General features: G+C 74.9%; 9 protein-coding genes. 2 read left to right on the plus strand and 7 right to left on the minus strand.

Annotated elements, in window-relative coordinates; translation table 11 throughout:
- Positions 1-51 precede the first annotated feature (51 nt).
- On the plus strand, positions 52-546 hold the full coding sequence (locus tag ACFT5B_RS02910; RefSeq protein ID WP_386796476.1) for a MarR family winged helix-turn-helix transcriptional regulator: 495 nt from the start codon (positions 52-54) through the stop codon (positions 544-546).
- A 22-nt stretch (positions 547-568) separates the two neighbouring features.
- Here the strand turns inward: ACFT5B_RS02910 and ACFT5B_RS02915 are convergent, their stop codons facing one another.
- The 6 genes from ACFT5B_RS02915 to ACFT5B_RS02940 all read right to left on the minus strand — a co-directional run bounded on the left by ACFT5B_RS02915 (position 569) and on the right by ACFT5B_RS02940 (position 7,493).
- A complete protein-coding gene (locus ACFT5B_RS02915) occupies positions 569-2,161 on the minus strand; it encodes a methyltransferase (protein WP_386796477.1) in 1,593 nt (530 codons plus the stop codon).
- A 16-nt stretch (positions 2,162-2,177) separates the two neighbouring features.
- Entirely contained in the window at positions 2,178-2,618 is a 441-nt protein-coding gene (locus ACFT5B_RS02920) for a hypothetical protein (protein WP_386796478.1), read from the minus strand.
- Positions 2,619-2,768: 150 nt separating this feature from the next.
- Positions 2,769-3,620: a hypothetical protein gene (locus ACFT5B_RS02925; protein WP_386796479.1), complete on the minus strand. Its 852-nt coding sequence runs from the start codon at positions 3,618-3,620 to the stop codon at positions 2,769-2,771.
- A gap of 124 nt (positions 3,621-3,744) precedes the next feature.
- On the minus strand, positions 3,745-4,464 hold the full coding sequence (locus ACFT5B_RS02930; RefSeq protein ID WP_386796480.1) for an endonuclease/exonuclease/phosphatase family protein: 720 nt from the start codon (positions 4,462-4,464) through the stop codon (positions 3,745-3,747).
- A 9-nt stretch (positions 4,465-4,473) separates the two neighbouring features.
- The gene (locus ACFT5B_RS02935) at positions 4,474-5,919 is read right to left on the minus strand and encodes a M20/M25/M40 family metallo-hydrolase (protein ID WP_386796481.1); all 1,446 of its coding nucleotides are present in this window, start codon (positions 5,917-5,919) and stop codon (positions 4,474-4,476) included.
- Complete coding sequence (locus ACFT5B_RS02940; RefSeq protein WP_386796482.1) at positions 5,916-7,493, minus strand: MFS transporter; 1,578 nt, start codon at positions 7,491-7,493, stop codon at positions 5,916-5,918. Before ACFT5B_RS02940 ends, ACFT5B_RS02935 begins: the two co-directional genes overlap by 4 nt.
- 80 nt (positions 7,494-7,573) lie before the next feature.
- On the opposite strand from ACFT5B_RS02940, the gene ACFT5B_RS02945 reads away from it, so the two are divergent.
- Entirely contained in the window at positions 7,574-10,270 is a 2,697-nt protein-coding gene (locus tag ACFT5B_RS02945; protein WP_386796483.1) for a DUF2207 domain-containing protein, read from the plus strand.
- A 234-nt stretch (positions 10,271-10,504) separates the two neighbouring features.
- Here the strand turns inward: ACFT5B_RS02945 and ACFT5B_RS02950 are convergent, their stop codons facing one another.
- Positions 10,505-12,859: a sodium-translocating pyrophosphatase gene (locus tag ACFT5B_RS02950; protein WP_386796484.1), complete on the minus strand. Its 2,355-nt coding sequence runs from the start codon at positions 12,857-12,859 to the stop codon at positions 10,505-10,507.
- Positions 12,860-12,935 lie beyond the last annotated feature (76 nt).

The following is a 12,935-nucleotide window of genomic DNA, read 5'->3' on the forward strand; positions in this document are numbered from 1 at the left end:
CTGCTCGACAACTGATCTGTACGACAGACTATTCCAGCGTATCCTGGTGCCATGACCACGACGACCTCGAGAGCCCCGGGCGGGGACGCGCGCGAGGCGACCACGGTGAGCGACGCCTGCCGCCGCGTCGACCTCGGGCAGTCCCTCGGGATCCTGCTGCGGCGCTGGCACGACGCCGTCGACCTCGCGCTCGCCGGCGTCCCCCACGGGCCGCGGGGCTTCCAGGTGCTGGGCGCCGTCGTGCACGACGAGCCGCCCACCCAGGCGGCGCTCGCCGAGTCGCTCGGCATCGACCGGACCGTCATGACCTACCTGCTCGACGACCTCGTCGCCGAGGGGCTCGTCGAACGGCGCGAGGCCGAGCACGACCGGCGCGCCCGGCGGGTCGTCGCGACCGCCAGCGGGCGGGCTGCGCTGCGGCGGTTCGAGGACGCCGTCCGCGTCGCCGAGGAGTCCGTGCTGTGCGGCCTCGACGACGACGAGCGCGAGCTCCTGCAGCGGCTCGTCCGGCGCTCGGCGCACGCGTCGCCGTCGTCGCCGGCCTGACCGCCGCCGCGCCCGGACGAGCTCAGGGGGCCGGGGTCAGGAACCCGTCCTCCACGAGCCCGCGGACCGCGGGCAGCAGCTCGGCGGCCAGCTCGTTCGCCGGGACGTCGAAGAGTGCGGCGATGGCGGTCGCGAGCTGCCCGACGGTGAGCTCGCCGTCGCACGCGCCGGTGAGGGCGGCGAGCGCGGTCGACGCGTGCACGGCCCGCCCGAACCCGTCACCCTGACGGAGCAGCACGACGTTCGGGTGCGCGGCGCCCGGCGTGAGGTACCGCTCCTCGGTCACGTCGCCCGCGACGACGAGCCGCTCGTCGACGAGCGCCGACGACGTCCCGAGCCCGACGAGCCAGTCGTGCGCGCGCAGCGTCGCGGCGAGGTGGCCGCCGAGCGGCTGCCGGACGGTGCCCGTGTGCTCCTCGAGGCGCCGGAGGGTCACGCGCCCGCCGGCCGGGCCGGCCGGGTCGGGGCGCCGCAACGTCACGATCCCGAACCCGATCGCCTCGACGTCACGCCTCGCGAAGTCGTCGAGCCACGCCCCGTACGCGCGCGCCCACGTGCCCGGCTCGCGCTCGGGCGTCGTGCCACCGTCGCGGATCCACGTCTCGGCGTACTCGGCGGGGTCCTGGACCTCGCGCTGCACGACCCACCCGTCGAGCCCGGCCTCGTCGAGCCACGCGCCGACGCGCTCGGTCCACGGCTCGCCGCGGCGGTGCTCCCAGTTGCCGAGGAGCTGCGCGACGCCGCCGGGCGCCAGCACGCTCCCGACGCCGCGGACCAGGTCGCGCACGACGGCGTCGCCCGATCGGCCGCCGTCGCGGTACTCGTAGTCGGGCAGCGGGGAGCCGGTGTGCGGGGTGATGACGAACGGCGGGTTCGAGACGACGAGGTCGAACTGCTCGCCCGCGACGGGCTCGAGCATCGAACCCTCGCGCAGCTCGACCTCGCCGACCCCCCCGGCCGCGTGGTTGAGGGCCACGTTGAACCCCGCGAACGCGAGCGCCCGCGCCGAGATGTCCGTCGCGACGACGGCGCCAGCGTGCCGCGCGGCGTGCAGGGCCTGGATTCCGCACCCCGTGCCGAGGTCGAGCACGCGCCCGACGGGCGTGCGCATCGTGACCTGCGCGAGGGTCGTGGACGCGCCCCCCGCGCCGAGCACGTGGTCGGCGGCGAGCCGGACGCCGGTCTGCAGCTCGCCGAGGTCGGACGCGAGCCACCACGTCACGTCCCCGGCGGCGTCGACGGCCTCGTAGGGGCGCAGGTCGGCGGCGGCCAGGACCTCGTCGTCGGCGCCCGCTCCGGAGGCGTGGGCCAGCCCGAGCCGGACGGCGCCGTCGGACCCGAGGGTGGGCAGGGCGGCGTCGAGCAGGCGACGCGGGACGGGGCGACCGAGGACGAACGCGTGCGTGAGCACCGCGACCGGCTCTGGCCCGGGGCGGCGCAGCGCGTCGGTGGTGGCGCGGACCGCGGGGACGTCCTGCTCGCGGTGCAGCGCTGCGGCGGCGAGCGGCCCCACGACGGACTCGACGCCGCCCACGGTGAAGCGGGCGGCGTCGAGGTCGGCGCGAAGCGCGTCGAGGAGACGCGGATCGGTGCGGGGCGCGGGGCGGGAGCTCATGCCCCCATCCTCCCGGTCAGCTGCAGTTCTTCGACACGTAGTCGGAGATCTTCTGGCCCGCGTCCTGCATCGTCGCGGCCTCCGACTGCAGGTCGGTGTCCTGGAGCGCCGAGGCGAAGGCGGTCGGGTCGGACGTGTCGACGCCGTCCACGGCCTGGCTGAAGTCGGCGAAGAACTTCTGCATGCTGCCCCAGGCTTCCTTGATCTCGTCGGGCGCCTGGACGTCCTTGATCTTGTCGTTGATCGTCGAGATGGCGTCGACGGCGGCCTTGGGGTCCGTGGGGTCGACGTCCGACAGCGCGTCGTCGAGCTCGAGGTTCTTGTCGAGCTTGCAGAAGTCGGCCTTGGAGCTCCCGCCGCCGGACCCGGAGTCGGACGAGCAGGCGGTGAGGGTCGGGGCCGCCAGCGCGAGGAGCGCGACGGGCAGGACGGCACGGGCCATGAGTTTTCTGGTCACGCCCTGATCGTTCCCTATGACAACGTTCGGGGTCCAGGCCGTCCACAGCCTTCACCCGGGGAGCGGTCCCCATCGACCGGACGCCCCGGAGAGTGGTACGCCGCCCGCCCCCGGAGAGCGGGGCGGGCGGCGTCCCGACGGCGGCGCAGGTCAGTCGACCGGCACGGCCGCGCAGTGCGTCGAGGCCCAGTCGTCGATGTTCTCGCCGGCCGTCTGCAGCTCCGTGAGGTCGTCCTGCGTGAGCCCGTTGGACGACATGGCCTTCGCGACGGCGTCGGGGTCGCTCGCGTCCACGGACTCGAGCGGCGTGGCGGCCGCGTCGAAGAACGACACGACGGTGTCCCAGTCGTCGGCGATCGCGGCCGGCGCCTCGACGGCGGCCAGGTCGTCGCGCGACCGGATGATGCCCTTGACCCACTCGGACGTGTCCATCGAGGACGGGTCCTGGAGCGCGTTCATCTCCGTCGTGAGGTCGGCGTCGGCCTGGCAGAACGCGCGGATCGTCGGGTCACCGGCGCCCTCGAGCGCGTCGCCGATCTCGTCGCTGTGCGTCGCGGCGACGGCGATCAGGATGCCGGCGATCACGGCCCAGACCGCGAGGAACCCGATCCCGAGGCCGAGGCCCCACGCGGCCATGGGGTTCTTGAAACCGGCCTTCTTCGACTTCGAGCGGGCCACGGCGCTCAGGATGACCCCGACGATCAGGGCGAGCGGGATGAAGAAGATGCAGCTGAGGATCAGCCCCGCGACGCCGAGCCCGCGGCCCGGGTCGATGCCGCCTGGCTGGCCGGGCTGCACCGGGGCGCCCGGATAGCCGGGCTGCGCGGGATACCCGGGCTGCGCGGGGTAGCCGGGCTGCGGCGCGTAGCCGGGCGCGACACCCGGCGTCTCGGCGCCCGCGTACGGCGGGGGCGTGGGCGCGGCGGCAGGGGTCCCCTCGGGCGCGGCTCCGCCGGACTGGGCGTAGGGGTCGGTGGGCGGCTGGGGGTCCTGCTGGGACATGCGGGCTCGTTCCTCGGGAAGCGCGGCGCCGTGCGGACGCACGACGGAACCCGATGATTCCCTGTGCGCAGGCTGCGCGTCCAGCAGCGCGGACGGGGAGTGCTCCCCGTCCGCCGCGCGCCCGTCAGGCGAGCGGGAGCACCTCGGCCACGACCGGGAAGTGGTCGCTCGCGCGCGCCAGGACGTCGAGGTCGACCCGGCGCGCGACGGCACCGAGCCGCGGGCCCGCGAGCACGACGTCCAGCCGCTTGCGCGGGCTCGTCGTGGAGAACGTGGGGCGCCCGTCGGCGGCGCCGGCGTCGGCGAGCCCGTGGTCGCCGAACGCCTCCCAGGCGGCGCCGCCCGGTTCCTCGTTGAGGTCCCCCGCGACGACGACGTCGCCCCAGCCGTCCGGCGACAGGCCGCTCACGGCGGCCTCGATGCGGGGCTGGTGGCGGGCCCGCTCGTCGACGTCGAGCGAGAGGTGCACGGAGGCGACCGTGACGTCGAACGCGGGAACGTCGTCGGCGGCGGGGAACCGGAGCCGCGCGACCGCGGCGCCCCGGAGCGTGGGGAACCAGTGGCTGCGGCGCACGACCCGCAGCGGGAGCCGCACCGCGCGCGCGCTCACGACCTCGACCCCGGGGCGCACGAGCAGGGCCGTCGTCCGCGCGCCCACGATCCCGCCGGGCACCGCGACCTTGAGCCCGGCGTCGCGGGCGAGCGCCTGGAGGCGGACGTTCGACGCCCACCACTTGGGCGGCTCCTGGAGCGCGACGACGTCGGCGTCCGTCGCCCGCAGGACCGTCACGACCGCGTGCCGGTCCTGCTTGAGCGAGCGCACGTTGTAGCTGAGGATCCGCACGTGCCCAGCCTACGGAGCGGGCACGGGGGCAGGCACTGCCTCGAGGAGCGCCGCGACGAACGCCACGCCGCGGCCGAGCGCGTCGACAGCGAGGTGCTCGTCGATGCCGTGGATCGACCCGCGCTGCTCGGACGTCATGTCGAACGGCGAGAACCGGTACACGTGCTCCGAGATGGCGCAGTAGTGCCGCGAGTCCGACGCACCGAGCTGCACGTACGGGGTGAGGACGGCGTCCGGGTACGACGCCGCGAGCGCGCCGCGCAGCAGGTCCCACTGCGGCCCCTCGGCGGGCGAGACGGGCGACGGGTCCTCGCCCGAGACGACGCGCAGCGTGACCGTCGGGTCGTCGACCACCCGGGTCAGGCGCGCGACGACGGTCGCCACGGTCTCGCCGGGAAGGATCCGGACGTTCGCGTTCGCACGGGCGGTCTGCGCGAGGACGTTCGCGCCCGGGCTTCCCTCGAGCTGGGTGATCGCGACGGTCGTCCGGACGAGCGCCGCGGGCTCGACGCCGAGCCGCGTGAACGCGCGCGCGACGACGGGTGCGAGCCGGTCGGCGTTCGCGAAGACGCGCCGCATCGGGCCGTCGGCGTGGCCGGCGAGCGTCGCGAGCAGCGCGCGGACCGGCGCGGAGAGCCGCGGTGGGAACGGGTGGTCGTCGATGCGCGCGATCGCGCGGGCCAGGCGCACCGTCGCGCCGTTCCGCGCGGGGGTCGAGGCATGGCCGCCCTCGTCGCGCGTGGACAGCTCGAGATCGAGGATGCCCTTCTCCGCGATCCCGACCACGGCCGTCGGGGCCGCGACGCCGGGCATCGCGCCCTGCACGACGGCGCCGCCCTCGTCGAGCACGAGCCACGGCGTCACGCCGCGCTCGCGGAGCCGGCGGACCGCCTCCCGTGCGCCGTCGCCCGCGGTCTCCTCGTTGTGCCCGAACGACAGGTACACGTCGCGCGGCGGGGCCCAGCCGGCGGCCACGAGCGCCTCGACGGCCTCGAGCACGACGACGAGCGACCCCTTGTCGTCGAGCGTCCCGCGGCCCCACACGACGCCGTCCCGCACGACCCCCGCGAACGGCGGGTGCGTCCAGCCCTCGGCCGGCGCCTCGACGTCGACGACGGGCACGGGCAGCCCCGGGACCGCGACGACGTCGTAGTGCGCCATGAGGACGACGGGCTCGCGCTCGCCCACGGCGCCGCCCGTCCCGCGCCACCGGAAGAGGAGGCTCTGCCCCTGGGGCGCCTCGCCGTCGCCGGAGGGGCGCGAGACCAGCTCGCGCTCGAGCACGCGGTGGGCGTGCGGGTAGAGGGCCTCGAGGAGCGCCACCAGCTCGGCGAAGCGGGCCGGGTCGACCTCCTCGGGGACGCGCGAGGAGATCGTCGGGACGCGGACGAGCGCGGACAGGCGCGCGGCGACGGCGTCGGCGGCGGGCAGGACAGGCGCTGCGGGCTCGGTCACGAGGTCGCTCCGGGGACGGGCAGGGTGGTGCCGGGACCGGCGACGGCGCCCGCTCCGGCGTCGTCGGCGGGACCGGCCGGGTCGGTGTCGCTGAACGCGAGGCGCGGGACGAACGCGAGCAGCACCGCGGACACGAGGGCGGTCAGGCCGCAGATCAGCCAGACGGCGTGGTAGCCGCCGAGGGACCCGGCTGTCCCCTCGCCGCCCGTGAGCGTCGCCGTCGTGCCGGTCACGAGGGCGAGAGCGAAGACCGCGGAGGCGAACGAGCCGCCGATGGTCTTCGTGGTGTTGGTGAGGCCGGTCGCGACGGCCGTGCGCTCGCGCGGTGCGGCCGCTGCCGCCGCCGCGGGCAGCGCCGCGACCAGGGCGCCCGAGCCGAGGCCCGCGACGACCATGTTGACGACGACCTGCGCGACCGTGTCGTGGAACGGGACGAAGAGCAGGTAGCCGACGGCGACCAGGAGCGCGGCGCCGATGAGCGTCCGGCGCGGGGTCAGGGCCGCGGAGACCCGGGCGAACAGGAGGGCGCCCACGAGGCACGAGATCACGTACCCGCCGATCAGGTACGACACGGTCGCGGCGTCCGCGCCGAGCCCGTAGCCGTAGTCGGCGCGGTCGGTGCGGGCGAACGTCGACAACGCGTCCTGGGCGCCGAGCACGCTGATCCCGAACAGGCCCGACGTCACGAGCACCGGCCACATCGACGCCCGGCGCATGACGCGGAGGTCGACGAGCGGGTCCTGCTGGCGGAGCTCCCAGCGGCCGAACGGCCACAGCAGCGCCAGCCCCACGGCCATGAGCGCCCAGACCCACCACACGTCGGGCCCCTCGACCCGCAGGTACATGAGCCCGGCGCTCACGCCGAGCAACGCGAGCGTCAGCAGCACGGCGCCGCCCGTGTCCACGCGGCCGCCGGCGACGTCCGGGCTCTCGGGCACCTTGAGCAGCACGACGACGAACGCCGCCGTCACAGCGAGCGCCGGCACGGACAGCGTGAGCCAGAGTCGGTCGCGGCCGAGCGCGTCGCCGAGCTGCCCGGCGAGCAGCGCGCCGACGATCGCGCCGGCCTGGAGCGCCGCGACGATCAGGCCGGTGGCGCGGCGCGTGAGCCCGCGAGCGTCGGCCTTGCCGCGTGCGCGGTGGTGGATGAGCGCGACCTCGAGCGGCAGCCACACCGTGTACGTGCCCATGAGGGTCCACGCGATCAGATAGGTCACGAACGACGGCGCGAACGCCACGCCCCACGCGGCGAGCGCGGTGACCGCCGTCGTCCACAGGAGGACGCGGCGGTAGCCGAGGACGTCGCCCGTCTTGGCGAGGACCGGCACGCACAGCCCGGAGAAGAGCAGCTGGGCGGCCTGGAACCAGTTCACGTCGGCGTCGTGGATGCCCAGGTGGCGGGCGACGTCGGTGAGCAGCGGCGTGTAGTAGCCCTGGATGATGCCGCTCGTCAGCTCGACGAACACGAGGAAGCCGACGATGCCGCCCAGCGCGGCGAGCCGGCTGCGTCGCTCGCCGGGCGCGCGGTCGCCCACGGGGTCGGGGGGCGCCACGGGCGCTGACCTCTCTGTCACGCGTGCAGAGTACCTGAGACCGTGGGTCCCGCTTTTCCCCGAGGCCGTGCTCGGCGCGTGCGCCCGCTAGGGTTCGCGCCGTGAGCCCGTCGACCCTGACCCGCCCCCGCGTGCTGCTGCGCGCGCTCGCCGCGGCCGTCGTCCTCGTGGCGTCCGGGCTCGCCGCCTCCCCGGCGCACGCCACTCCGCCCGCACGCGCGAGCGTGGCCGACGACCGGATCGACGACGCATCGTTCGTCGTGACCGTCGCGAAGGACGGCGGCGTCCACGTCGAGGCGACCGTCGACGTGCGCTACGCCGAGCCCGAGGACCTGCCGCACCTGTGGTGGCACGTGCCCACCTGGCAGTCCTGGGAGGGGAGCCACGACACGTACGCCGACTCGCTCGCGACCGTCCAGACGCTGTCGCACGTGAAGGGCACGGTCCGCCTCGGCGACGACGCCGGGACCACCCGGACGGTGCCCGTGGACGTCGACTCGATCGGCGGCGCCGACGACCTCGACGTCGTCTGGCCGGACTTCCTCGACGACCCGGTCCACGGCGCGACGTTCACCCTGTCGTACGACGTCGCGGGCGCCGTCCTCCCGGCGCAGGACGGCGGGACGGGCGCGGCGCTCTCGCTCCCCCTGGTCGACTCGTACACGACGCCGCAAGTCCGTCGGGCGGACGTCCGGGTCGTCGGTCCGCGCGGCCCGGTGTCGGGACTCACCTGCGGTGGCGTCACCGGCTACGACGACGACCGCGTCGACTGCGCCGCGGAGGGCGACGGCGTGCGCGCCGAGATCGGCGACAGCGGGCTCGTCGTCGGGGCGCCCGACGTCCCCGGCGTCACCCCCCAGCAGCCCACGCTCGCGTCCCGGTACGACGACACGATCGACCGCTTCAGCGCCGACTACACCGTCGGGGCCGACGGCTCGCTCGACGTCACCGAGACGATCGTCTACCGGTTCGGCCGCTACTCGAACCAGCACGGCATCGTCCGGTCCCTGGTGACGCGCGAGCCCTGGTCCACCTGGCGCGACCGCACCTACGGCCTCGACGTGCTGGGGGTGACGAGCCCGACCGACGCCGACACGACCGTGCACGAGTCGACGACCGGTGCCGAGCGGCTCCGGACGACGGACGTCCGCGTCGGGAGCGAGGACGCACGCGTCCGGACCCCGACCGCGACCTACGTGGTGCGCTACCGCGTCGAGGGCGCGATGCTGCGGCGCGACGGCCACGACGAGCTGTCCTGGGACGTCACCGGGCACATGTCGTCCACGCTGCACCGGGCCGTCGACGTGACCGTCCACCTCCCCGCCACGGCCGCCGGGGCGCGCTGCTGGGTCGGCGAGCCCGGCTCGACGGACGCCTGCGCCGATGCCGCGTCGTCCGGGACGACGGCGACCTTCCGGGCCGCGGACCTCGACGGCGGCGAGGGCCTCACGATCGACGTCACGATGCCGAGCGGCAGCGTCGCCGCGACCGGCCCGGACCTCGCGTTCCGCGCGCCGCCGCAGTGGCTCGCGGTGTACGCCGGTCTGCTCCTGGGCCTCGGTGCGCTGAGCCTGGTCGTGTCCGTCGTCGTCGCCGCGGTCTGGCGGCTGACGCACCGCGACGCGCGGGACGCGACGTCCGTGGCCGCCGTCGGACCGCGCAGCACTCCCCCGGACCTGCCGCTCCCGGTCGCGGCCACCGTCGTCGACGGCGTGATGTCGAGCCACGAGACCACGGGCGTCCTGCTCGCGCTCGCGGCGGCCGGGATCGTCGCGTTCGTGCCGGAGGGCGAGTCGTTCGGGCTGCGGGTCGTCCAGCCGGGCACGGGCCGCGACCGGTTCGAGCAGGTGGTCGTCGCCGCGCTCGAGAAGCACGTCACCCGGGCGATGGTCGACGACGCCCTCGAGGACGGGCTCGACGTCGAGCACGCGCTCGACGACGAGCCCGGCACGGCAGACGAGGCTTCGCCCGAGACCGCCGAGGCGCTGCGGGACCGTGAACGCCCGGTGCTCACCGGGACGACGCTCCGCGCCGCCCTCCACGACGCCGACCAGGCGTTGCGCAAGGCCGTCCGGAAGGACCTCGAGGAGCGGCAGAAGACTCCCGAGCGGGCGCTGTTCCGGCGCAAGGTGCGCATGCGCGCCGGCGACCCCGTGCGCTGGCCGTGGACCCTGCTCGCGCTGCCCGTCCCGGGTCTGTTCCCGGTCGTCGTGGTCGTGCGGTTCGTGCACGGGCTGCGCCCCACCGACCGGTCCGCGCTGGGCTCCCGGTCCGTCGACGAGACCCGCGCGTTCCGGCGGTTCCTCGTCGAGCTCGGGGCGTCGCGCGCCCCCGCGGCCGTCGCGGCGCCCGTGGCGTCCACGTCCGATGCCGGCGCGATGCCGGGGATGCTGTCGGGCGGCGAGCCCCGCCGGGGCGTGGGCCCGAGCTCCTGGAGCGGGTCGACGCGCGCGCCCGACGCGGGTCTCGACCCGCTCGCGACGCGGGACGACCTCTTCGGGACGCTCCTGCCGTGGGCCGCGGCGCTCGGCGTCGCCGACGCGTGGTACGAGCGGCTCGCGCCGCTCGTCCGCGATGGGAGCGTCACCGTGCCGGACGGGCTCGGCTGGAACCGCGGCTCCCAGGACTTCTGGTCGGGCTACTGGATCGCGCACACCACGGCGTCGGCCTCGGCCTGGACGCCCCCGTCGTCGGGCGGGAGCTCGTCCGGCACGGGGTACAGCGGCGGCAGCTCGTTCTCGGGCGGCGGCGGGTTCTCCGGCGGCGGAGGCGGGGGCGGCGGCACGTCGTCCTGGTGAGGGGCGCCACCGACCACGACGCTGGGCACCACCCCCGCCGCCGACCATGCGGTTATGTACCCACCCACGCCCGCCGCCGACCATGCGGTTATGTACCGATTCCGGGCCGGACATGGGGATATCCGCATGGTCGGCACCGCGGGCCGGTGCGTCACCGCATGGTCGGGAACGGCGGGGTAGGCGCAAACCCTGCGTCGTCGGGCCCGGGACGTCCCCGAGCCCGACGACGGCGCGTCACGGGACGCGCGTGACCTCCGGCTCGGCGTCGCGTGCGTCCTGCGCCTCGGCCTCGGCGAGCTCGGCGTCGTCGGCCTTGGACGCCCGCAGCCGCGACATGATGATCGCGCCGAACGCCACGATCGCCGCGACGCACGCGATGCCGATGCGGAGCACGTGGTTCGCGTCGTGGCCCGCGCTCAGCAGCACCACCGCGGGCGCGATGAGCAGCGACACGAGGTTCATGACCTTGATGAGCGGGTTGATCGCGGGGCCGGCGGTGTCCTTGAACGGGTCGCCGACGGTGTCGCCGATGACGGTCGCCGCGTGGGCCTCGGAGCCCTTGCCGCCGTGGTTGCCGTCCTCGACGATCTTCTTCGCGTTGTCCCAGGCGCCGCCCGAGTTCGCGAGGAACACGGCCATGAGCACGCCCGCCGCGATGGCACCGGCGAGGAAGCCGGCGAGCGGCCCGACGCCGAGCCCGAAGCCGACGGCGATCGGCGCGCACGCGGCGAGCAGACCGGGGGTCGCGAGCTCGCGCAGCGAGTCGCGCGTGCAGATGTCGACGACCTTGCCGTACTCGGGACGCTCGTCGAACGTCATGATCCCGGGGTGGTCGCGGAACTGCCGGCGCACCTCGTAGACGATCGCACCCGCGGCGCGGGTCACGGCGTCGATCGCGAGACCCGAGAACAGGAACACGGTCGCGGCGCCGAGGATCACCCCGACGAGCGTGACCGGCGAGATGATCTCGTAGCTGAGCATCGACGACACGATGCTGCCGAGGCCGCCCACGTCGACCTTGTCGTCGGCGAGCGCGCGCCCGACGGCGTCGGCGTACGAGCCGAAGAGCGCGGTCGCGGCGAGGACCGCGGTCGCGATCGCGATGCCCTTGGTGATCGCCTTGGTGGTGTTGCCGACGGCGTCGAGGTCCGTGAGGGTCTGGGCGGCGTCGTTGTCGTCGGCGGCCTCCGGGTTCTCCGAGTCCTCCCCGACGGCCATCTCGTAGATGCCCTGCGCGTTGTCGCTCACGGGCCCGAACGTGTCCATCGCGACGATGACGCCCACGGTCGTCAGGAGCCCGCAGCCCGCGAGCGCCACGAGGAACAGCGCGAGCCACACCGACCCGCCGGCGAGGAGGAACGCGGCGAGGATCGCGGCCGCGACGACGCCCGCCGTGTAGACGGCGGACTCGAACCCGACCCCGATGCCCGAGAGGACGACGGTCGCCGCGCCCGTCCGGGAGGTGGCGGCGACGTGGAGCGTGGGCTTCGACGTCGTGCCGGTGAAGTACCCGGTGAGCCACAGGATGACGCCCGCCAGCACGACGCCGACGACGACCGCCAGGCTCGCGACGATGCGCGGGTCCGCGGTCACGCCGGACAGGTCCGCGGTGCCGCCGAGGCCCTTGAAGGAGTCGGGCAGGTACACGAACGCGGCGATCGCGGCGAGGATCGCACCTACCAGGGCGGACGCGTAGAAGCCGCGGTAGATCGCGCGCAGCCCGTTCTCGGTGCCGCGCACGCGGGTGATGAGCACGCCGAGGACCGCGACGAACGCGCCCACCGCGGTGACGATGAGCGGGAAGACGAGGCCCTTCTCTCCCATGACGGCCTTGCCGAGGATGAGCGCGGCGACCAGGGTCACGGCGTACGACTCGAAGAGGTCGGCGGCCATGCCCGCGCAGTCGCCGACGTTGTCGCCCACGTTGTCGGCGATGGTCGCTGCGTTGCGGGGGTCGTCCTCGGGGATGCCCTGCTCGACCTTGCCGACGAGGTCGGCGCCGACGTCCGCGGCCTTGGTGAAGATGCCGCCGCCGACGCGCATGAACATCGCGAGCAGCGCGGCCCCGAACCCGAAGCCCTCGAGGACGCTCGGCGCGTCGCCCTGGAAGATCAGCACGACGACCGCCGCGCCGAGCAGGCCGAGGCCCACCACCGACATCCCGACGACGCCGCCCGTGCGGAACGCGATGCGCGCGCCCTCGGTGCGGCCGTCGGGCCGGGTGGCCGCAGCCGCGACGCGCAGGTTGGCGCGGGTCGCGAGCCACATGCCGAGGTAGCCGATCGCGGCGGAGAAGCACGCGCCGAACAGGAACGCGACGGACCGCCCGACGCGGATGCCCGCGTCGCCCGGGAGCAGGAAAAGGAGACCGAAGACGACGACGGCGAAGATCGCGAGGGTGCGGAACTGCCGGCTGAGGTAGGCGCTCGCGCCTTCCTGGACCGCCTGCGCGATCTCCTGCATCTTGGCGGTGCCCTCGGACGCCGCCAGGACCTGTCTGCGCAAGGTGTACGCGACGGCGAGCGACGCCAGCGCGATCACCCCGATCACGACGACGATCGTGACGCTGGAAGAACCCAGATCGAGCATCCGTCCTCCTCGACGAAAGCTGAGAAGCGGCGGGCTTCGCTGCCCCCGCACGTGGGCCGAGTGTACGCAGATCGGT

The organism is Luteimicrobium sp. NPDC057192, from assembly GCF_042670205.1.
Classification (GTDB): domain Bacteria; phylum Actinomycetota; class Actinomycetes; order Actinomycetales; family Cellulomonadaceae; genus Luteimicrobium.

What these genes read in the sequence shown, in the direction of transcription:
- ACFT5B_RS02910 (WP_386796476.1), top strand. Translation starts at nt 52, where the DNA reads ATGACCACGACGACCTCGAGAGCCCCGGGCGGGGACGCGCGCGAGGCG.
- ACFT5B_RS02915 (WP_386796477.1), bottom strand. Translation starts at nt 2,161, where the DNA reads ATGAGCTCCCGCCCCGCGCCCCGCACCGATCCGCGTCTCCTCGACGCG.
- ACFT5B_RS02925 (WP_386796479.1), bottom strand. Translation starts at nt 3,620, where the DNA reads ATGTCCCAGCAGGACCCCCAGCCGCCCACCGACCCCTACGCCCAGTCC.
- ACFT5B_RS02950 (WP_386796484.1), bottom strand. Translation starts at nt 12,859, where the DNA reads ATGCTCGATCTGGGTTCTTCCAGCGTCACGATCGTCGTCGTGATCGGG.